At 72.5% G+C, this 19,296-nt stretch carries 19 protein-coding genes; 8 read left to right on the plus strand and 11 right to left on the minus strand.

Annotation, left to right across the window (positions count from 1 at the left end):
- Positions 1 to 153 precede the first annotated feature (153 nt).
- Together ACFWXC_RS34145 and fxsA are read left to right on the plus strand one after the other, a co-directional pair.
- Positions 154 to 948, plus strand: coding sequence for a polyprenol monophosphomannose synthase (locus ACFWXC_RS34145; protein WP_384484718.1), 795 nt, complete (start codon positions 154 to 156; stop codon positions 946 to 948).
- A 105-nt stretch (positions 949 to 1,053) separates the two neighbouring features.
- Positions 1,054 to 1,620, plus strand: coding sequence for an FxsA family membrane protein (fxsA, locus tag ACFWXC_RS34150; RefSeq protein WP_384484719.1), 567 nt, complete (start codon positions 1,054 to 1,056; stop codon positions 1,618 to 1,620).
- Between the two features lie 108 nt (positions 1,621 to 1,728).
- Here fxsA and ACFWXC_RS34155 read toward each other — a convergent pair whose 3' ends face one another.
- The 4 genes from ACFWXC_RS34155 to ACFWXC_RS34170 all read right to left on the minus strand — a co-directional run bounded on the left by ACFWXC_RS34155 (position 1,729) and on the right by ACFWXC_RS34170 (position 5,188).
- Entirely contained in the window at positions 1,729 to 2,103 is a 375-nt protein-coding gene (locus ACFWXC_RS34155) for an RNA polymerase-binding protein RbpA (protein WP_010046329.1), read from the minus strand.
- Positions 2,104 to 2,383: 280 nt separating this feature from the next.
- Positions 2,384 to 3,730 carry an MFS transporter gene (locus ACFWXC_RS34160; RefSeq protein ID WP_384484720.1) on the minus strand — a complete coding sequence of 449 codons (1,347 nt, stop codon included), beginning with the start codon at positions 3,728 to 3,730 and terminating at the stop codon, positions 2,384 to 2,386.
- Positions 3,731 to 3,770: 40 nt separating this feature from the next.
- Positions 3,771 to 4,538 (minus strand): glycerophosphodiester phosphodiesterase, encoded by a 768-nt coding sequence (locus tag ACFWXC_RS34165; RefSeq protein WP_384484722.1) that lies wholly within the window; start codon positions 4,536 to 4,538, stop codon positions 3,771 to 3,773.
- Positions 4,535 to 5,188: a YitT family protein gene (locus tag ACFWXC_RS34170; protein ID WP_384484724.1), complete on the minus strand. Its 654-nt coding sequence runs from the start codon at positions 5,186 to 5,188 to the stop codon at positions 4,535 to 4,537. Before ACFWXC_RS34170 ends, ACFWXC_RS34165 begins: the two co-directional genes overlap by 4 nt.
- A gap of 100 nt (positions 5,189 to 5,288) precedes the next feature.
- On the opposite strand from ACFWXC_RS34170, the gene ACFWXC_RS34175 reads away from it, so the two are divergent.
- On the plus strand, positions 5,289 to 6,788 hold the full coding sequence (locus ACFWXC_RS34175) for a PLP-dependent aminotransferase family protein (RefSeq protein ID WP_384484726.1): 1,500 nt from the start codon (positions 5,289 to 5,291) through the stop codon (positions 6,786 to 6,788).
- Positions 6,789 to 6,916: 128 nt separating this feature from the next.
- Here the strand turns inward: ACFWXC_RS34175 and ACFWXC_RS34180 are convergent, their stop codons facing one another.
- Positions 6,917 to 8,473 carry an ATP-binding protein gene (locus ACFWXC_RS34180; protein ID WP_384484728.1) on the minus strand — a complete coding sequence of 519 codons (1,557 nt, stop codon included), beginning with the start codon at positions 8,471 to 8,473 and terminating at the stop codon, positions 6,917 to 6,919.
- 37 nt (positions 8,474 to 8,510) lie between these two features.
- Positions 8,511 to 8,705, minus strand: coding sequence for a hypothetical protein (locus tag ACFWXC_RS34185; protein WP_046731976.1), 195 nt, complete (start codon positions 8,703 to 8,705; stop codon positions 8,511 to 8,513).
- 342 nt (positions 8,706 to 9,047) lie between these two features.
- Between ACFWXC_RS34185 and ACFWXC_RS34190 the strand changes: the two genes are divergently transcribed.
- The 5 genes from ACFWXC_RS34190 to ACFWXC_RS34210 all read left to right on the plus strand — a co-directional run bounded on the left by ACFWXC_RS34190 (position 9,048) and on the right by ACFWXC_RS34210 (position 14,568).
- On the plus strand, positions 9,048 to 9,440 hold the full coding sequence (locus ACFWXC_RS34190) for an ankyrin repeat domain-containing protein (RefSeq protein WP_384484731.1): 393 nt from the start codon (positions 9,048 to 9,050) through the stop codon (positions 9,438 to 9,440).
- Between the two features lie 300 nt (positions 9,441 to 9,740).
- Positions 9,741 to 11,159: a HEAT repeat domain-containing protein gene (locus tag ACFWXC_RS34195; protein WP_384484733.1), complete on the plus strand. Its 1,419-nt coding sequence runs from the start codon at positions 9,741 to 9,743 to the stop codon at positions 11,157 to 11,159.
- A 228-nt stretch (positions 11,160 to 11,387) separates the two neighbouring features.
- On the plus strand, positions 11,388 to 12,518 hold the full coding sequence (locus tag ACFWXC_RS34200) for a glycosyltransferase family 4 protein (protein WP_384484735.1): 1,131 nt from the start codon (positions 11,388 to 11,390) through the stop codon (positions 12,516 to 12,518).
- On the plus strand, positions 12,515 to 13,720 hold the full coding sequence (locus tag ACFWXC_RS34205) for a glycosyltransferase (protein ID WP_384484737.1): 1,206 nt from the start codon (positions 12,515 to 12,517) through the stop codon (positions 13,718 to 13,720). Before ACFWXC_RS34200 ends, ACFWXC_RS34205 begins: the two co-directional genes overlap by 4 nt.
- Positions 13,717 to 14,568: an SGNH/GDSL hydrolase family protein gene (locus tag ACFWXC_RS34210; protein WP_384484739.1), complete on the plus strand. Its 852-nt coding sequence runs from the start codon at positions 13,717 to 13,719 to the stop codon at positions 14,566 to 14,568. Before ACFWXC_RS34205 ends, ACFWXC_RS34210 begins: the two co-directional genes overlap by 4 nt.
- A gap of 73 nt (positions 14,569 to 14,641) precedes the next feature.
- On the opposite strand, the gene ACFWXC_RS34215 is transcribed toward ACFWXC_RS34210, so the two are convergent.
- The 5 genes from ACFWXC_RS34215 to ACFWXC_RS34235 form a co-directional block, all read right to left on the minus strand.
- Positions 14,642 to 15,511, minus strand: a complete 870-nt coding sequence (locus ACFWXC_RS34215) for a biotin-dependent carboxyltransferase family protein (protein WP_384484741.1) — start codon at positions 15,509 to 15,511, stop codon at positions 14,642 to 14,644.
- Complete coding sequence (locus ACFWXC_RS34220) at positions 15,508 to 16,125, minus strand: allophanate hydrolase subunit 1 (protein WP_384484801.1); 618 nt, start codon at positions 16,123 to 16,125, stop codon at positions 15,508 to 15,510. The genes ACFWXC_RS34215 and ACFWXC_RS34220 overlap by 4 nt, the downstream gene beginning before the upstream one ends.
- A gap of 134 nt (positions 16,126 to 16,259) precedes the next feature.
- Positions 16,260 to 17,018: a LamB/YcsF family protein gene (locus ACFWXC_RS34225; protein ID WP_384484743.1), complete on the minus strand. Its 759-nt coding sequence runs from the start codon at positions 17,016 to 17,018 to the stop codon at positions 16,260 to 16,262.
- A gap of 19 nt (positions 17,019 to 17,037) precedes the next feature.
- Complete coding sequence (locus ACFWXC_RS34230) at positions 17,038 to 17,859, minus strand: putative hydro-lyase (RefSeq protein WP_384484745.1); 822 nt, start codon at positions 17,857 to 17,859, stop codon at positions 17,038 to 17,040.
- A complete protein-coding gene (locus ACFWXC_RS34235; protein ID WP_384484747.1) occupies positions 17,856 to 19,175 on the minus strand; it encodes an MFS transporter in 1,320 nt (439 codons plus the stop codon). The genes ACFWXC_RS34230 and ACFWXC_RS34235 overlap by 4 nt, the downstream gene beginning before the upstream one ends.
- Between the last annotated feature and the right edge of the window lie 121 nt (positions 19,176 to 19,296).

Raw genomic sequence — 19,296 nt, forward strand, 5'->3', positions numbered from 1 at the left:
AACGGGCGGGCGAAACCACGGATGAACGCCACCCGAAACGGGCATCCTTACCCCGTTCTTTCGGAATCGACACCACCACACGAACGAGCTGTCACGTCAGTGCAGGCCGTGGCCACTATGGTGGTCCCCTGCGTACGACATGAAGGGGCAGCAGTGAACGACGGCGACGGGACCCGCGCGGCACAGGCCCAGGAGAGGCGGTTCGGTCCGCTCGGCACGGCCTTGGTGATCATTCCCACCTACAACGAGGCGGAGAACATCAAGTCCATCGTCGGCCGGGTACGCCAGGCCGTCCCCGAGGCGCACGTTCTGGTGGCGGACGACAACAGCCCCGACGGCACCGGCAAGCTCGCCGACGAACTGGCCGCCGAGGACGACCACGTCCAGGTGCTGCACCGCAAGGGCAAGGAGGGCCTGGGCGCCGCCTACCTCGCGGGCTTCCGCTGGGGCATGGACAACGGCTACGGCGTGCTCATCGAGATGGACGCCGACGGCTCCCACCAGCCGGAGGAGCTGCCCCGCCTGCTGACCGCGCTGAAGGGCGCCGACCTGGTGCTCGGCTCCCGCTGGGTGCCCGGCGGCCGGGTGGTGAACTGGCCCAAGTCCCGCGAGTTCATCTCCCGGGGCGGTTCTCTCTACTCCCGCCTCGCACTCGACCTCCCGCTGCGGGACATCACCGGCGGCTACCGCGCCTTCCGCCGCGAGACCCTGGAGGGCCTGGGGCTCGACGAGGTGGCCTCGCAGGGCTACTGCTTCCAGGTCGACCTGGCCCGCCGGGCGATCAAAGCCGGCTTCCATGTCGTCGAGGTGCCCATCACCTTCGTCGAGCGTGAGTTGGGCGACTCCAAGATGAGCCGCGACATCATGGTGGAGGCCCTGTGGCGGGTCACGTCGTGGGGCGTCACCGAGCGGGTGGGCAAGATCACCGGCAAGGGCAGGCCGTCCTAGCCGGTACAGCGGGCACCGCTGTCACAGCGGGGGCCCGGAAACCTCACAGTTCCGGTTGATCGTCCCCTTATCCCGCACTGAGCCGGGCCCAGGCACACTGGGAGCATGACGACTGGCGCGCAGACCCCTCCGCAGACCACCCGGCCCCGGCGTTCCCGGCTCGGCAGATACCTGCCGCTGGGCATCGCCGCGTGGCTGGTGCTGGAGATCTGGCTGCTGACGGTGGTCGCGGGCGCGGCGGGCGGCATGACCGTGTTCCTGCTGCTGGTGGCGGGCTTCGTCGCCGGGGCCGTGGTCATCAAGCGGGCCGGGCGCCGTGCCTTCCAGAGCCTCAACGAGGCGATCCAGCGCGGCGGCTCACCGGAGCGCGGCGGTGGCAACGGCCTGATGATGCTGGGCGGCCTGCTCCTCATGATCCCCGGTCTGGTCTCCGACGCCCTCGGCCTGCTGCTCCTGCTGCCGCCGGTCCAGAAGGCGGTCTCCCGCCTCACGGAGCGCACCCTCGACCGCAAACTCCGCGCGTCCGCCCCCGGCACCCTGGGCGACGCCTTCCAGCAGGCCCGCATGCACCGCCCGGACGGCAAGGTGGTCCAGGGCGAGGTGATCATCCGGCACGACGGTCCGGAGCCGGGCGACCGGCCGACGGGGGAGCGGCCGCCGCTGACGAGCTGACGGCACTCCTAGAGGGGCCGGTCACCTCATCCAGAACCGAGGGCGCCGTACGTTCAGTGAACGTACGGCGCCCTCGGCTTGGTTATGTCGGCTTCCCGTTATACGGAACTATGCGGACTTACGGCTGTCCCTGGGATGAATCGCGATGTTCATCGCGCCGGAGCGCAGAACCGCCAGACGCTCCTCGAGGACCTCTTCGAGTTCCTCACGGGTGCGTCGCTCCATCAGCATGTCCCAGTGGGTACGCGCGGGCTTGGCCTTCTTCTCTTCAGGGCCGTCGCCGTCCACGAGGAGTGCCTGGGCCCCGCAGACCTTGCACTCCCACTCCGGCGGGATCTCCGCCTCGACCGAGAAGGGCATCTCGAACCGGTGCCCCTTCTCGCATGCGTACTCCACGGCCTGGCGCGGAGCCAGGTCGATACCGCGGTCCGTCTCGTAGCTGGTCACTACGAGGCGCGTACCGCGAAGAGCTCGCTCACTCATGAATCGTGCCTCCCGGGCTTGTCGCCCACAGGACAGGTGTCGCTGTCGTCGTCATCCGGTCAACGTCCGGTCGGCGGTAAAGATTCCCGTTCCGGGTCATGCGTCGCCGTCGTAGCCGCCCCTTGTTGTACCCACCAGCGCCCGGTTTGTCACATCTGCTAACAGATGTCACCCACCGTTTCTGTATCTTTGACGCGCAGTAACGGTACGCCTGGCAGGCCAAACGCGTACACTACCGCCCTTTCGCGTTGAACGCTAAATCTTCCCGCTGGATCTTCTGCTAGATCTTCTGTGGAACCGGGTTGCCGGCCTCACCGATGGCCCGCCGCACCGGAACCCGCGCCAGCAGCGCGAACCCGATGACGAAGAAGGCCACCAGCGAGATGATCGCCGAGCGGTAGCTTCCGGTCAGCTGGAAGGTGATCCCGAACAACAGAGGTCCCAGCCAGCTCATCCCCCGATCGCTCATCTCGTACGCCGCGAAGTACTCGGCTTCTTTGCCGGGCGGTACGAGATGCGAGAACAGGGAGCGGGACAGCGCCTGGCTGCCGCCGAGGACGAGGCCGATGCCGGCCGCCAGGACGAAGAACCACACCGGCGCCTTGGCCGGCAGGAAGTACCCGGCCGCCAGCGTCACCGTCCACGCCACCAGCGACCCGAGGATCGTGCGCTTGGCCCCGTACGTCCGCGCCAGCCGCCCCATCGTCAGGGCGCCGGCCACCGCCAGCACCTGGACCAGCAGGACGGCCACGATGAGCGTCGACTGGCCGAGGCCGAGCTCCTCGGAGCCGTAGACGGACGCCTGGGAGATCACGGTCTGGATGCCGTCGTTGTAGACGAGGTACGCCAGCAGGAAGGACAGCGTCAGCGGATGACGGCGCATGTCCCGGACGGTCGCCGTGAGTTGACGCAGCCCGGGCGCCGTCGCCTCGGCGGCCCTGCCACCCCGGTCGCGCAGCCGTCGTAGCGGTACGAGGGTGAAGGCCCCCCACCACAGACCCGCCGCGGCCAGGCAGATGCGGACCGCCTCCGTCTCGGAGAGACCGAAGGAGTCGTGCGCGGTGTACAGGACCAGGTCGGCTATCAGCACCAGCGAACCGGCCGCGTAGCCGAAGGCCCAGCCCCGGGAGGAGATCGTGTCGCGTTCCTCGGGCGGGGCGATCTGGGGGAGGTAGGAGTTGTAGAGCATCAGGGCGACGGACTGGGCCGCGTTCGCCACGATCAGCAGCAGCCCGCCGAGCAGATAGCGGTCGCCGTCGAGGAAGAACATGCCCGTGGTCGCCACGGCCCCGGTGTACGCGGCCGCGCCGAGCAGCTGCTTCTTGCGGCCCGTGCGGTCGGCCAGGCTGCCCACCAGGGGCATCAGCACGACCGCCAGGATCACCGACAGGGAGACCGAGTAGGCGAAGAAGGAGCCCGACCGGACCGGGATGCCGAGCGGGTGCACATAGCCGTCCGCGTCGGCCGCGTGGTCGGCGACCGACGTGAGGTACGGGCCGAGGAACACGGTGAGCACACTCGTCGAGTAGACCGAGCACGCCCAGTCGTAGAAGTACCAGCCGCGCTGTTCGCGCCGCAGCTCGGTGACCTCGTCCGAGGCCCCCGCCCGCACGGTTTCGGTGCCCACCCGTGCCCTCGCCTTTCCCGCAGCAGTGCCGTCGCGCGCCTCAGACCCAGACGCCGCGGTCCTGCATGACCTCACGCAACGTGTCGATGTGATCGGTCATGATGCCATCGACTCCCAGGTCCAGGAGCCGGTGCATCCGCTCGGGTTCGTTGATGGTCCACACGTGGACGTGCAGCCCGCGCGCGTGGGCGGCGCGGACGAAGCGCCGGTCGACGACCGGGACACCCGACTGCGACTCGGGCACCTGTGCGGCCACCGCCGACCGGCGCACCGAGGCGGGCAGCCCCCAGGAGCGCAGCCGCAGCCCGACCACACCGCGGGTACCGAACGAGGTGGCCAGCCGCGGCCCCGCGATGCGCTGCGCCCGCAGCACCCGCGCCTCCGAGAACGAGCCGACGCACACCCGGTCGTAGGAGTCCGTCCGGTCGATCAGGTCCAGCAGCGGCCGCAGCGCCGGCTCCGCCTTGGCGTCCACGTTCCAGCGGACGTCCGGGAATTCCTCGAGGAGTTCCTCGAAGAGGGGGAGCGGCTCGCGGCCCGCCACGCGCGCGTGCCGTACGTCCTCCCACGGCAGGTCGCCGATCCGGCCCGCCCCGTCGGTGACCCGGTCCAGGGTGTCGTCGTGGAAGGCGACGAGCCGGCCGTCCGCCGTGGCGTGCACATCGGTCTCGATGTACCGGTAGCCGAGTTCGACCGCGCGCCGGAACTGCGCCACGGTGTTCTCCAGGCCGTCCGCGGCCCCGCCGCGGTGGGCGAAGGGGATGGGGCCCGGGTGGTCCAGGTACGGGTGGCGTATCAACGTGCTCACGGGCGAAGTATGGCCTGTTCCGATGACCCCTTGGCAACGACCGTGCTGCCTCGGGATGCCACCGGAACGGCGAACACCTTGAGGAACGACTGGGCGAGGGGCCCGATGGAGACGGCGTAGAGCAGGGTCCCGACGCCGATGGTCCCGCCGAGCGCGAACCCCGTGACGACCACCGCGACCTCGATCGCCGTGCGGATCAGCCGGATCGACCGTCCGGTACGCCGGTGCAGCCCCGTCATCAGACCGTCCCGGGGACCCGGTCCGAAGCTCGCCGCGATGTACAGCCCGGTCGCCGCGCCATTGAGGACGATCCCCGCCGCCATCAGCGGTATCCGCACGGCGAACGCGTGTGCGCCGGGGACGACGGCGAGCGTGGCGTTCATGGCGAGGCCGATGACGAACACGTTGGAGACCGTGCCGAGGCCAGGGCGCTGGCGCAGCGGGATCCACAGGAGCAGCACGGCCGCGCCCACGATGATCGACACCGTGCCGATACTCAGCCCGATGTGCTCGGCCAGACCCTGGTGGAGCACACCCCAGGGCTCCAGGCCGAGGCCCGCCTCGACGAGAAGCCCGGAACTCACGCCGTACAACGTGAGCCCCGCGTAGAGCTGGATCAGCCGTCGCCCGAGCCGGCCTCGCGTGGACAAGAGGTACCCCCTGCTGGTGATGGTGGACTGCTTCGTGTCACTCTGTGGCTTGGGAGGAAATGCCATCCATGGCCAATTCGGGGAAGGTGGACTGATTCTCATGGCGCAGTGGACCTCGGCGGTGGGTGCCGCACAGCTCGGCCGGCTGCTCAACTCGCAGCAGGACCGCCCGGCCGGCCCCGGCACCCGGCGTCCGCCCGCCTACCGCGCGCTCGCCGACGGGATCCGGCTGCTGGTCCTCGAAGGGCGCGTCCCGGTCGCCGCCCGGCTGCCCGCCGAACGCGAACTGGCCCTCGCCCTGTCCGTCAGCCGTACGACCGTGGCGGCGGCGTACGAGGCGCTGCGCGCGGAGGGATTCCTGGAGTCCCGGCGGGGCGCCGGCAGCTGGACCGCCGTCCCGGCGGGCAACCCGCTGCCCGCCCGCGGTCTCGAACCGCTGCCGCCGGAGGCCCTCGGCTCGCTGATCGACCTGGGCTGCGCCGCCCTGCCCGCGCCCGAACCGTGGCTGACCCGCGCGGTCCAGGGCGCCCTTGAGGAACTCCCGCCCTACGCCCACACGCACGGCGACTACCCGGCCGGACTCCCGGTGCTCCGCGCGATGATCGCGGAGCGCTACACCGCGCGCGGGATCCCCACGATGCCCGAGCAGATCATGGTCACCACCGGTGCGATGGGCGCCATCGACGCGATCTGCCATCTCTTCGGCGGGCGGGGCGAGCGCATCGCCGTCGAGTCACCCTCGTACGCCAACATCCTCCAGCTGATGCGGGAGGCGGGCGCCCGGCTGGTCCCCGTGGCCATGGCGGAGGGCCTCACGGGCTGGGACATGGACCGCTGGCGCCAGGTCCTGCGGGAGGCGGCACCCCGGATCGCGTACGTCGTCGCCGACTTCCACAACCCCACCGGTGCACTCGCCGACGAGGACCAGCGCCGCCGGCTGGTCGACGCGGCCCGCTCGGCGGGCACGGTGCTGGTCGCCGACGAGACGATGAGCGAGCTGTGGCTGGACGAGGGGGTGGAGATGCCCCGGCCGGTCTGCGGCTTCGACCCGGCGGGCTCGACCGTCGTCACGGTCGGCTCCGCCAGCAAGGCGTTCTGGGCGGGCATGCGCATCGGCTGGGTGCGGGCGGCCCCCGACGTCATCCGCAGCCTGGTCGCCGCGCGGGCCTACGCCGACCTGGGGACGCCGGTGCTGGAGCAGCTGGCGGTGAACTGGCTGTTCGGCACGGGGGGCTGGGAGCAGGCGGTCGAGCTGCGCCGCGCCCAGGCCCGCCAGAACCGGGACGACCTGCTGACGGCGCTACGGCGGGAGCTGCCGACCTGGGAGTTCGAGGTGCCGCAGGGCGGACTGACGCTGTGGGTCCGGGCGGGCGGACTGTCCGGCTCGCGGCTGGCGGAGGCGGGGGAGCGGGTGGGGGTGCGGGTCCCTTCGGGGCCGCGCTTCGGGGTCGACGGAGCCTTCGAGGGGTATGTGCGGCTGCCGTTCACGGTGGGGGGAGCGGTGGCCGACGAGGCGGCGGGGCGGCTGGCCGCGGCGGCGCGGTTGGTGGAGGCCGGCGCGTCCGGCGGGGGCGAGGCGCCGAGGACGTTCGTGGCGTAGGCGCCGGGTCGCCTACCGGCACGGGGCCGCAGCTGTCTGGCTGACGCGACTGCAGCGTCCCCTTGAGGGGCGCGGGGAACTGCGCGGCCAGCCCCCGCCCACCCGCAGCCGAACGACCACCGGCTGCCTCAGCCCTCGGCGACCGCCGCCTCCATCGGCACCGGCTGCTCCGTCGGCTCGCTCCGTGGCGGCAGCAGCTCCAGTACCGCCTGCCGGTCCGCGTCGCTCGTCGCGTCGTCGTACGGGTCCGGCGTGGCCGGCACCTGGAGCCGCAGCACCGGGCCGTCGCCCAGCCGGGCATAGCCCCGGCCGGGCGGCATGTGCGCCAACGGCGTCGTGTGCGGCGGCGCCCCCAGTGCCGCCTCCAGCTCGTCCGGCAGCGCCGGCCCGAGCACGACACGCGCGCGCGTGTGCCGCCGTAGCGCCTCGCTCACCGCATCCGTGCTGTCGAGGTGCTCGGCGACCACCACGGTGACGTTCGCCGCGCGGCCGTGCCGGAGGGGGGTCTGGAGGAGGGTCCCCGGGTCCTTGTGGCCGTTCGCCGAGGCCAGATGGACGAAGGAGCCGGGACGGTCCAGCAGGATCCACAGCGGGCGCCGGCAGTCGTCCGGCGGCGGATGGCCGGCCTGCCGTGCACGGTTGAGGGCGACGAGCCGCCGTTCCGTCTCGTGCGCGGCCCATTCGAGGCCGGCCAGCGCCCCGGCGAGACCGCACTCCACGGCGAGGACCCCGTCCCGGCCGGAGAGGCACGCGTACTCGCCGGTGCCGCCGCCCTCGAGGATGAGCAGGTCGCCGTACTGGAGGGCCTGCAGCGCGACGGAGCGCAGCAGGGTCGAGGTGCCGCTGCCGGGGCGGCCCATGACCAGCAGATGGGGTTCGGTGGAGCGGGCGCCGGTGCGCCAGACGACCGGCGGGACGTCCCGCTGCTCCTCGCCGTAGGCGAGCGGGAGCGTGCGCTGGACCTCGGTGGGGTCGGTGAAGCCCAGGACCGTCTCGCCCGGCGCGGTGACGAAGCGCTGGGCGGCGATGTCGGTGGGCAGCGGAGCGAGGACCGTCACCGTGAGCCGGTTGCCCTCCTCGTCCCAGGCGAAGTGGTACTCGCGGCCGCGCCCGGACTTCGCGGTGAGCAGGTACTCGATTCGGGCGCGGGCCTCGGGCTCGCCGTCCGGGAAGTACGCGGGGTAGCGGATCATGAGCTGGCTGACGCGGCCGGCGTCGTCGAACTCGTGGGTGAGGAAGGCCTTCTCCCACTCCCCGCCGTGCGCGTACAGCGGCGCCGGGTCCTCGGCGGCCGAGAAGTACGGCACCAGGGCCTCGTACAGGGACTGGAGCCGCTGGGTCTGCGACTCGTCGGGGCCCTCCGGCGGGGGCGGGGTGCCGTCGCGGCCGTGCCAGGCGCTCGCCGCCATCAGGGTGATGACGGCGAGCAGGGGTCCGTACGGCACCAGGGCCACGACCAGGACGACCGAGGCCACCAGGAACAGCAGCGACCCACGCTTGTCCTTCGGTGTCTCCGTCCACCTGTGCCGCCCGGCCGAGGCCAGCCGGCGCAGTCCGCGCGTGACGGTGATGAGCGGATGGAGGACGTCGGTGGCGCTGTCGGCAGCCGTCCGGGCCAGCTCCCGGCTCCGGGCGAGCTGCGCGGTGCCGTTGCTCAGAATGCGGGGGAGAGGGCGCCGGGCCACTGCTGTCTCCTCGAGGTGCGTAGGGACGGGAGGGGCGTCAGAACTTGATGCCGCCGAGCAGGCTCGCGAGGCTCTCGCCGCCGGCCTTGATGCTCGGTGCGATGGCCGTGCTGGCGAGATAGAAGCCGAAGAGCGCCGAGACCGTGGCGTGCGACGGCTTCAGTCCGTCCTTGCGGAAGAAGAGGAAGACGATGATGCCGAGCACGATGACGCCTGAGATGGAGAGGATCATTTGAGATCTCCTGGTGTCGAGGGGGGACAGTCACCATGAGTTCTTCCAGCATCACAGCAGGTATCCATACTATTAAAGGTGCAAATGAGTGAATTTCGGTTGATTTCACTCGATCGGCGGATCGTTCTTGACCGTTGCCGACCAGGTCGGGCGGTGTCCGGTGGGGTCCGGGTGACCGTCCGGCGGAACTGCGGGGATCTTTACCTCGGACAGTTCCGGTCATGTGCACCCTGAAGCCAGTACGCTGGCGATTCACTCGTACGGCCGCGCGGCCCGCCCGTTGCCGTACGCTCCCCCCGTCCCCGGAAGTCCCCGCAGTACACAGGAGAGGCGGTCCGTTCGATGAGCGAAGCCCCCGACCCCGAGGTCGTGGAGCTGGCGACCAAGATCTTCGATCTGGCCCGGCAGGGGCGGACCGATGCGCTCGTGGCGTACCTCGACGCGGGCGTTCCGGCCAACCTCACCAACGACCGCGGTGACTCCCTCGTGATGCTCGCGGCCTACCACGGACACGCCGACGCGGTGCGCGAGCTGCTCGCCCGGGGTGCCGAGGCGGACCGGATCAACGACAGAGGTCAGACCCCGCTCGCCGGAGCGGTCTTCAAGGGCGAGACAGAGGTCATCAAGGCGCTCGTGGAGGCCGGCGCGGATCCCGCGGCGGGCACTCCGTCGGCCGTCGACACCGCGCGGATGTTCGGCAAGGCGGAACTTCTCGAATTGTTCGGCATCCACTGAACCATCCCTTCCGACCAGCGAAAACACACAAAACGGGGGAGGCGGTACAGGGCCGCCGAAATTTCGGTCGCGGCAGGTCGAAGTGCCGAGTCATCATGACGTCGTGATTCACGGACGCGATGGCTGGGCAGGTGTTGCCGCACCGCGCGGGCCGTGATCGGCCCGCATGGGCCACTGACGAGAGGCAGAGAGAAATGGTCTACAGCAAGCAAGAGACGGCGGGCGCTCCGACGTTGTGTCACGCGGCCAGGTAGTGCGTGTTCTCCGGTTGCGTCGACGCTTGATGTGAGGCTGTTTCCCATGTTCGATCCGGTCATAGCGCCCAGCGGTACGCTGCTCGGCCTGCTCCAGCGGGGCCGTGGCGACGGCACGCTGCACGCGCTCACCGCCCCGCGCGCCGAAGCGCTCGCGGCACTGAACCACTGCGTGCTCCGCGACCCCCGCCACGACTGGCAGGTGGAGAACCGCTCCCTCTACTACGCCCGCCTCTATCTCGACCTGAACGGCGAGCTGGACGCCATCGAGGCGCATCTCTTCGACCCCGACGACGTCCTCGACTCCGAGGAGTCCCGCACCGGCCTCGCGCTGGCCGTGCTCGGGCACCTCGCCTCCTACGGCAGGCGGGACGCGCTCGAACTGCTGCGCAGGTACGCCGCCATCGGCACCAACTGGGCCTGGGCCCTGGACGAGCTGGCGCTGCGCGACGACGACGCCGGCCTGTGCGCCCTCGCCGCCCCGGTGCTCGCGCGCTTCACCACGGACGCCGAGGGCGAGGCCGAGCTGGCCGCCGCCGTACGGGACGCCTTCGAACCACGGCCCTGGCGGCTGTGGGCCGATGATCCCCGCGAATCGATCGCCACGCGCGTGCGTGCCGCACAGGAAACCGGCTGTTTCGACCGCTGGCAGCGCCAGATGCGACCTACCGGGCCCCGTCCGGGGTGGAGCGTGCGTGCGGTCTTCGAGTGGGCCCAGCAGGGCGTCGAGCGGGGTGCGGCCCTCCATGTGCCGGCCGCCCGCTGCCTGGTCGCCGTGGCCGGGCCCGAGGACCGGCCGGAGATCGTCCAGGCGGCCAAGGACGGCACCGACGGGGCCCGCTGCACCGCGTTGCGCTACCTCGCCGACAGCAACGACCCCGACGCGCTGAGCCTGATCGAGGTCGCGGTGATCGACGGCACCGCCGCCGTCGTGGAGGCCGCGGTCGACGCCTTCGAACGCATGCGCAGTATCGCCGCCGTCGACCGCGCCCGCGGCTGGGCCCGCCGGCCCGACGCCCTAGGCGCCGCCGCCGGACGGATGCTCGCCTGCCGGGGCGGCGCCCAGGACAGCGAACTGGTCCTCGCCGCCCTGCGGGAAGCCGTACGCGGCGAAGGCCCCGACGCACCGACCCTGTGGACCCTCGTCGACGGCACCGGACGCCTCGGCATCGCCTGCGCCGCGCCCGTCCTGCGGCACGTCTACCGCGAGACCGCCTCGTCCCATCTCCGCGGCCGCGCCGCCCGCGCCCTGGCCGCCACCGATCCCTCCTTCGCCACCGGCTTCGCCGTCGAATGCCTGTGGGACTGCGAGGAGACCACCCGCGAGATCGCCGCCCGGCACGCCGAGACCGGTGACGCCCGGGTCGTCGAACAACTCCGCCGGCTCGCCGCCGACCCCGCCGAGGAGGACGAGGTCCAGACCGCCGTCCGCAGCCGTATCGGACCGGACACCCCCGCCGTGTGAGACATCGCCACGGGGGACCACGGCGTCAACTCGGGAACCACGGGGGATCCCGCATACGTTCCATTCGCGGAAGTCTGCCCGCTGAGTGAACAACCGGTGACCGGCAGACCAGCCGGATATGGACGCCGGCTGGCCCGCTCGGGTGTGCAGGGCAACGCTCATGGGACGTTTAACATTCGGAAAGATCCACTTTGACGCGGCCACGTCCAGCGCGGCGACAACACGGGTATGCGTGTCGTCATCGTGACCGAATCCTTTCCCCCCGATGTGAACGGCGTGGCCCACTGCGCGCTCCAGACCGCCCGACACCTCGTCGACCGCGGTCACGCTCCCCTCGTCGTCGCTCCGGCTCCCGCCCCCGGAAACAGGCTCGCCGCGGCCGCCGCGCCGTGCCCTGTCGTCCACGTCCCCTCCCTTCCGCTCCCGGGCTATCCCCAGGTCCGCGTGGCTCTCCCCAGCCGCAAGCTCGCCGCCGCACTGATCGAGCACCGCACGGACGTCGTCCACCTGGCCAGCCCCTTCATCCTCGGCGTCCGCGGCATGGCCGCCGCCGCCCGGCTCGGTATCCCCGCCGTCGCCGTCTACCAGACCGACCTGGCCGGATATGCCCGGACCTACGTGGGCGCCGGCGAGGCGGCCGCCTGGCGGCGGATACGGTCCGTCCATGGCGCCGCCGACCGCACCCTCGCTCCGTCCACCGCATCGATCAGCGACCTGGAGTCGCACGGGGTTCCCCGGATCCAGCTGTGGCAGCGTGGCGTGGACACCGTCCGCTTCCGTCCCGAGTTCCGCGACGAGGCACTGCGCCGCGAGATCGCCCCGAACGGCGAGGTCATCGTCGGCTACGTCGGCCGCCTCGCCCCCGAGAAGCAGGTCGAACTCCTCGCCGGGGTCTGCGGCCTGGAAGGCGTCAAGGTCGTGATCGTGGGCGACGGGCCGAGCCAGGCCCACCTCGCCGAGGCGCTGCCCGGCGCGGTCTTCCTCGGCCGCCGCACCGGCACCGACCTCGCCCGGATCTTCGCCTCGTTCGACGTCTTCGCCCACACCGGCCCCTTCGAGACGTTCTGCCAGACCGTCCAGGAGGCCATGGCCAGCGGTGTCCCGGTCGTCGCGCCCGCCGCCGGCGGTCCGATCGACCTGGTCGACCACGGCCGCACCGGGTTCCTGGTCCCGCCGCGCGACGCGGGCGCCGTCCGCGAGGCCGTGGCCTCCCTGGTGGCCGACCCCGCGATGCGGGCCGGCTTCGGCGCCGCCGCCCGCGCGACCGTCGAGGGCCGCACCTGGGCCGCGGTCGGCGACCAGCTGATCCAGCACTACGAGGACGTGCTCGCGGCACGCCGGCCGGTGGTGGCGGCATGAGCGTCTCGTCGTCAGCACCCCTGCGCATCGTCCGGCTGGCCAACTTCGTCGCGCCCTCCTCCGGCGGCCTGCGCACCGCCCTGCGCGAACTCGGGAAGGGCTTCGTGGCCGCCGGCCACGAATCGGTCCTGATCGTGCCCGGCGAGCGCTACTCGGACCGGGTCGAGGAGCAGGGCCGGGTCATCACCCTGCCCGGCCCGGTGCTGCCCGGCACCGGCGGCTACCGCGTCCTCGTCGACAAGACACGTGTGCAGACCCTCCTGGAGCACCTCGCCCCGGACCGCCTGGAGGTGTCGGACCGCACCACCCTGCGCTGGACCGGCCGCTGGGCCCGGCGCGCCCGGATACCCGCCGTGATGGTCTCCCACGAGACCGCCGACGGTGTCCTGCGCACCTGGGGCATGTCGGAGAACATGTCCCGGCGCACCGCCGACGCCCTCAACATCCGTACGGCGCACACCTACGCGCGCGTGGTGTGCACCACCGAGTTCGCCGAGCGCGAGTTCATCCGCATCGGCGCGCGCAACGTCGTACGCGCCCCCCTGGGCGTCGACCTGACGGGCCGCCACCCCTCGATGCGCGACCTCGACCTGCGGGCGCGGTACGCCGGCGAGGACGAGGCACTGCTTGTCATGTGCTCGCGGCTGTCCGTGGAGAAGCGGCCCGGCACCGCCCTCGACGCCGTGGAGGCGCTGGTCCGGCGCGGCCGCCGGGTGATCCTGGTCGTCGCCGGCGACGGGCCGCTGCGGGCGCGGCTGGAACAGCGCGCGCGGGAGCGCAGGCTGCCGGTGACCTTCCTGGGGCACGTCTCCGACCGGGACACCCTGGGCGCGCTGCAGGCGTCCGCCGACGTGGCCATGGCGCCCGGCCCCGCCGAGACCTTCGGGCTCGCCGCCCTGGAGGCCATGGCCTGCGGGACGCCCGTGGTCGCCAGCGCATCCTCCGCGCTGCCCGAGGTGATCGGCTCCGCGGGGGCCACCGCCGCCGACCGCGGCGAGGCCTTCGCCGACGCCGTGGAGATGCTCCTGGAGCGGCCCGGTCCCGAGCGCAGGGACGCGGCACGCGCGCGGGCGGAGTGCTTCGGCTGGGGAACGGCCGTGGAGGCCTTCCTCGCCGCGCACGACGCGCCGGTGCTGTGCCGTCGCGACGAGAACGGAACGACGGAACCGATCCGTCGTGTCGTGCCGGAGGGCGTGGCATGAGAGCAGTTCGGTTCGTGGCGCTGGGGGACTCGCTGACCGAGGGCGTGGGCGACCCCGCCGGCGACGGGTGGCGCGGCTGGGCCGCGCTGCTGGCCGGCGGACTCGCCGCGAAGGACGTGGACTTCACCAACCTCGCGGTCAGCGGGGCGCAGACCCGGGACGTGCTGGAACGCCAGACCCCGGCCGCACTGGACCTGCGCCCCGACATCGTCGCCGTCGTCATCGGTGTCAACGACACCCTGCGCTGCACGTTCGACATCCACGCGGTGGCCGAACGGCTCGACAAGGTCTACGCGTCCCTGACCGCGCAGGGCGCGACCCTGCTCACTGCGTGCCTGCCCGACCCCGGCTCGATGTGGGGGCTCCCGGGCGCCCTGTCCCGCCCGCTGGCCCGCCGGGGGCGTGCGGTCAACATGGTGGTGCACGCCCTGTCCGAGCGGTACGGGGCCGTCCATCTGCACGCGGCGGAGGGTGCCTGGCTCACCGACCGCGAGATGTGGAGCGCGGACCGGCTGCACCCGGGGGAGCGTGGGCACCGGCAGCTCGCCGTCCGCTTCCACGCCCTGCTCGCGCCGCTGGGTATGGCGACGGGTACGGCGCCGTCCTCCGAGCCCGAGTTCCCGCCGCCGACCAAGAAGGCGAGCCTGTTCTGGCTGGCCACCGCCGGCACCGCATGGGTGATCAGGCGCTGCCGTGACCTGTTGCCCCAGCTGATGCGGCTGGCCATCGACGAGATGCGGCACCGCCGGAAGGGCACCAGCGCCCGCCTGGACCTGAGCGCGTCGGCCGCCGTCTCCGCCGCGCTGGCCGCCCTCCAGTCGCCGGAGCGGCCCGCCGACGCCGCGTGAGGACGATGACGTCACGCGCGGACGACGGCGCCGGAGGTGGCGCGGCGGTGCCGGACGAGGCCGGCACGGCGGTTCAGCGACGGCGTACGGCCACGAAGCGGACCGGGATGCCCGGGACCGCCTGGGCCGCCGCCGGGAGGTCGGCGGCGCGGACCACCGCGATCACCGGATAGCCGCCGGTGGTCGGATGGTCGGCCAGGAACACCACCGGACACCCGTCCGGCGGCACCTGGACGGCGCCGAGGACCATGCCCTCGCTGGGGAGTTCACCGGGACGGGCCCGCTCCAGGGCGGGCCCTTCCGTGCGCAGCCCGATGCGGTTGCTCGCCGACGACACGCGGTACGCGCGCGAGGTGAACGCCCGGACGGCCGCGGGCGTGAACCAGCCGGCGCGCGGGCCGAGCGTCACCCGCAGCACGAGCTCCGTGGGCGGGGACGGCTGCGGTACGACGTCCACGCGCGCGTGCGGGCCCACCGGAGTGCCCAGTGGCAGCACCGTGCCGTCCGCCAGCGGGGCCGGCCCGAGCCCGGAGAGCAGATCCGTGGCCCGGCTGCCCAGCACCGGCTCGACGGCGATCCCACCGCAGACGGCCACATAACTCCGTACGCCGGACCGGGCCGCTCCCACTTCCAGCAGCTCCCCGGCCGGAACCACCACGGGCGCGCCCCACGCGGCCGGGCGCCCGCCCACCGCGACCGGACCCGGCGCACCCCCGACCGCGACCACCACCGTCGAACGCGGCCGCACGGCACACCCGTTGAGGGTCGTCTCCAGGACGGCCGCATCGGGGGAGTTGCCGACCAGCCGGTTGACGAGCTCCGCGGCGGGCGCGTCCAGCGCCCCCGAGCGGGGTACCCCGAGATGCGCGAACCCCGGACGTCCGCGGTCCTGCACGGTGGTCAGCGCCCCGGCCCGTACGACGACGAGCGCACGGTCGGTCATACGCCCCCCACCGGCACGAACCGCACGCGCGCACCCGGCGTCAGCAGCGCGGCCGGCACCCGCGCGTGGTCCCACAGCACCGCCTCCGTCGTCCCGATCAACTGCCAGCCGCCCGGCGAGGAGCGCGGGTACACGCCCGTGTACGGCCCGGCCAGTGCCACCGCGCCCGCGGGCACCGCCGTGCGCGGAGTGGCGCGGCGCGGCACGTCGTAGCGGGCGGGCAGTCCGGTGAGGTAGCCGAAGCCGGGCGCGAAACCGCAGAAGGCGACCGTGAACTCGGTTCCCGCGTGGATGCGGGCCACCTCCCGCTCGGGCACCCCCCAGTGTGCGGCGACCTCGGCCAGGTCCGGGCCGTCGTAGCGCACGGGCAGCTCGATCGCCGCACGCGCGCGTGGCGGAGTGGGCGGGATCTCCGCGGCGGCCAGTTCGGCGGCCCAGCGGGCCGGGTCGTCGAGACCGTCGAGCAGGACCGTGCGGGCGGCCGGCACGATCTCGCGGACCCTCAGCGAGCCCTCCGCGCGCCGCCGCGACAACTCGGCGTGCAGGGCCTGGGCCGCCGCGCCGGAGCCGACCTCGACCAGGAGGGCGTCGTCACCGACGAGATGGGTGGTCATGGGCGCGGCGGCCTCGGTCTCCGGGCTCGTGTTCATGGTGGGGCTTGTGTCCGTGCGTGTGCGCGTGTTCGTGCGCGTGTTCGTGCGCGTGCTCGTGCTCGTGCTTGTGTTCATGCTCGCGTTCATGTCGGTGCTCATGCGAAGGCCGCTACGGTCACGCCCGCCTCCGTGAGCCGCGTGCGCACCCTGCGCGCCAGCTCCACGGCGCCCGGGGTGTCGCCGTGCAGGCAGAGTGAGCGGGCGCGCACGGCGATGCGCGCGCCGGAGTGTGCGGTGACCGCGCCGGAGCGCGCCAGCTCCACCGAGCGCGCCACGACCGCCTCCGGATCGCTCACCACCGCACCCTCACGCCCGCGCGGGACGAGCGTGCCTTCGTCAGTGTACGCGCGGTCCGCGAACGCCTCCGTGACGGCCGGCAGCCCCGCCTTCCGGGCCAGCTCCAGCAGCCGTGAACCGGGCAGCCCGAGGACGGGCAGCGAGGCGTCCGCGAGGAGCACGCCGTCGACCACCGCGGCGGCCTGCTCCTCGTCGTGCACGACCCGGTTGTAGAGCGCGCCGTGCGGCTTCACGTACGCCACACGCGCGCCCGCCGCGCGAGCGAAGACCTCAAGGGCACCGATCTGGTAGGCCACTTCGGCCGCCAGTTCGCCGGACGGCACGTCCATCGCGCGCCGTCCGAACCCCGCCAGGTCCCGGTAGGACACCTGGGCGCCGATCGTCACCCTGCGCCCGGCCGCCAGCTCGCACACCCGCCGCATGGTGGCCGCGTCCCCCGCGTGGAAGCCGCAGGCCACGTTGGCGCTGGTGACGACGGACAGCAACTGCTCGTCATCGGTGAGCCGCCAGCGGCCGAAGCCCTCGCCGAGGTCGGCGTTCAGGTCGATCGAGGTCATGGATCCGGTGTCTCTCGTGTCAGGCGACGCGGTACTGCTCGTCGCGGGCGTCGGTGATGAACATCTGGCCCGGTGCGTGCGTGATGGCGAACGGAGGCCGGGAGGCCGTCACCACCGCCTGCGGGGTCACCCCGCAGGCCCAGAACACCGGGATGTCGTCGGGGCCGGCGTCCACCGGGTCGCCGAAGTCGGGGCGGCCGAGATCGGCGATGCCGAGCGCCGAGGGATCGCCGCAGTGCACGGGGCCGCCGTGCACCGCCGGGAGCCGACTGCTCTCCTGGATCGCGGCCGACAGACGCTCCGGCGGGACCGGGCGCATCGAGACCACCAGCGGTCCGCTCAGCCGCCCCGCCGGACGGCACGGGCGGCTGGTCACGTACATCGGCACGTTCCGGCCCTGCTCGACATGGCGGATGGGCACACCCGCCTCGGCCAGCGCCCACTCGAAGGTGAAGCTGCACCCGAGCAGGAACGACACCAGATCGTCCCGCCAGTAGTCTCTCGCGTCCGTCGGCTCGTCCACCAACTCCCCGTCCCGCCAGACCCGGTAGCGCGGCAGGTCGGTGCGCAGGTCCGCGCCGTCCGCGAGCACGGTGTCCGTGGCGCCGGCGTCGGTGACGTCGAGCACCGGGCAGGGCTTGGGGTTGCGCTGGCAGAACAGCAGCATCTCGTACGCCCAGTCGGCGGGCACCGAGACCAGGTTGGCCTGGGTGTGGCCGGCCGCGACCCCGGCCGTGGCGCCCGTGAGGCCCTCCCGGAAGCGGGCCCGGGCGGTTTTCGGGCTCCACGCGTGCGCGTGCTCGTCGGTCAGGGCGACAGGGCGGTCTTCGGTACGGTTCACGCCAGTTCCTTCCCGCGCGTCTCCGGCAGCCCGAACAGGGCCAGGGCGGCGAGCCCGTACCCGGCCGCGCCGAAGACCAGCGCGCCGCCCACGCCCCAGCTGTCGGCCAGGAAGCCCACCAGGGTCGGGAAGACCGCGCCCACCGCGCGGCCCGCGTTGTACGTGAAGCCCTGCCCGGTGCCGCGCACCGCCGTCGGATACAGCTCGCTCAGATACGAACCGAAGCCGCTGAAGATCGCCGACATGCAGAAGCCGAGGGGGAAACCGAGCACCAGGAGCGTGGTGTTGGCGCCGTCCGGGATGTTCGCGTACGCCAGCACACAGACCGCCGACAGCAGCGCGAACAGCCAGATGTTGCGGCGCCGGCCCAGCCGGTCGGTGAGATAACCGCCGGTCAGATACCCGAGGAAGGCCCCCGAGATCAGGAAGGTCAGATAACCGCCGGTGCCGACGACCGACAGTCCGCGCTCGGACTTCAGATACGTGGGGATCCAGGTGGCCAGCGTGTAGTAGCCGCCCTGGACACCCGTGGAGAGCAGGCCCGCGAAGACCGTGGTGCGCAGCAGACCCGGCGCTTCGGCCGTACCCGGACGGAAGATCGCGGCGAACGAGCCGCGCCCCGGGCTCTGTTCACGTACCGCGACCGCCTGCGGAGCGTCGTGCACCCGGCGGCGCAGCCACACCACGAGCAGCGCGGGCAGGGCGCCGGTCCAGAACATGACCCGCCAGGCCAGGTCGTCGCCGACGTACGAGAAGACCAGCGTGTAGACGATCACGGCGAGTGCCCAGCCGACGGCCCAGGAGCTCTGGATCGCGCCGAGCGTGCGGCCGCGGTGCCGGGCGCTCGTGTACTCGGCGACCAGGATCGCGCCGACCGCCCACTCGCCGCCGAAGCCGAGGCCCTGGAGGGCGCGGAACACCAGCAGCGTCTCGTAGTTGGGTGCGAAGCCGCAGGCCACCGTGAAGACGGCGTAGGTGAGGACCGTGATCATCAGGGCGCGGACCCGGCCGACCCGGTCCGCGACCACGCCCGCGGCGGCGCCGCCGACCGCGGAGACCACCAGCGTGACGGTGGTGAACAGGCCGGTCTGGCCGCTGTCCAGGCCGAAGTACGCCGCGAGCGCGACCATGCTCAGCGGCAGGGTGAAGTAGTCGTAGGAATCCAGCGCGTATCCACCGAAAGCACCGGCGAACGCGTGCCGGCCGCGCGGACCGAGGGCGCGCAGCCAGCCGAACGCGCCGTCCTCGACGGTGCGTTCACCCTTGCCCGGGTGCGCGTCGGAGGTCAGGGCCTGCGGTGGAGGAGTCGTGCTCATGGGCACCTCGCAGAAGCATGAAGGGGGGACGGAGGGTGCGGGGACTGAGCGGTGCGGTGCCGTGCCGTGCCAGGGTGAGCGTGCTGAGCACCGTAGAGGATCGTTCAACGATCCTTCAATA

Source organism: Streptomyces sp. NPDC058683, assembly GCF_042716195.1.
Classification (GTDB): Bacteria; Actinomycetota; Actinomycetes; order Streptomycetales; family Streptomycetaceae; genus Streptomyces.

Excerpts from the sequence above, each read along its gene's own strand:
- ACFWXC_RS34185 (WP_046731976.1), bottom strand. The coding sequence starts at position 8,705 with ATGATCCTCTCCATCTCAGGCGTCATCGTGCTCGGCATCATCGTCTTC.
- ACFWXC_RS34220 (WP_384484801.1), bottom strand. The coding sequence starts at position 16,125 with ATGACCACCCATCTCGTCGGTGACGACGCCCTCCTGGTCGAGGTCGGC.
- ACFWXC_RS34210 (WP_384484739.1), top strand. The coding sequence starts at position 13,717 with ATGAGAGCAGTTCGGTTCGTGGCGCTGGGGGACTCGCTGACCGAGGGC.
- ACFWXC_RS34205 (WP_384484737.1), top strand. The coding sequence starts at position 12,515 with ATGAGCGTCTCGTCGTCAGCACCCCTGCGCATCGTCCGGCTGGCCAAC.
- ACFWXC_RS34235 (WP_384484747.1), bottom strand. The coding sequence starts at position 19,175 with ATGAGCACGACTCCTCCACCGCAGGCCCTGACCTCCGACGCGCACCCG.
- ACFWXC_RS34195 (WP_384484733.1), top strand. The coding sequence starts at position 9,741 with ATGTTCGATCCGGTCATAGCGCCCAGCGGTACGCTGCTCGGCCTGCTC.
- fxsA (WP_384484719.1), top strand. The coding sequence starts at position 1,054 with ATGACGACTGGCGCGCAGACCCCTCCGCAGACCACCCGGCCCCGGCGT.
- ACFWXC_RS34225 (WP_384484743.1), bottom strand. The coding sequence starts at position 17,018 with ATGACCTCGATCGACCTGAACGCCGACCTCGGCGAGGGCTTCGGCCGC.
- ACFWXC_RS34175 (WP_384484726.1), top strand. The coding sequence starts at position 5,289 with ATGGCGCAGTGGACCTCGGCGGTGGGTGCCGCACAGCTCGGCCGGCTG.
- ACFWXC_RS34190 (WP_384484731.1), top strand. The coding sequence starts at position 9,048 with ATGAGCGAAGCCCCCGACCCCGAGGTCGTGGAGCTGGCGACCAAGATC.
- ACFWXC_RS34215 (WP_384484741.1), bottom strand. The coding sequence starts at position 15,511 with ATGACCGACCGTGCGCTCGTCGTCGTACGGGCCGGGGCGCTGACCACC.
- ACFWXC_RS34155 (WP_010046329.1), bottom strand. The coding sequence starts at position 2,103 with ATGAGTGAGCGAGCTCTTCGCGGTACGCGCCTCGTAGTGACCAGCTAC.
- ACFWXC_RS34200 (WP_384484735.1), top strand. The coding sequence starts at position 11,388 with ATGCGTGTCGTCATCGTGACCGAATCCTTTCCCCCCGATGTGAACGGC.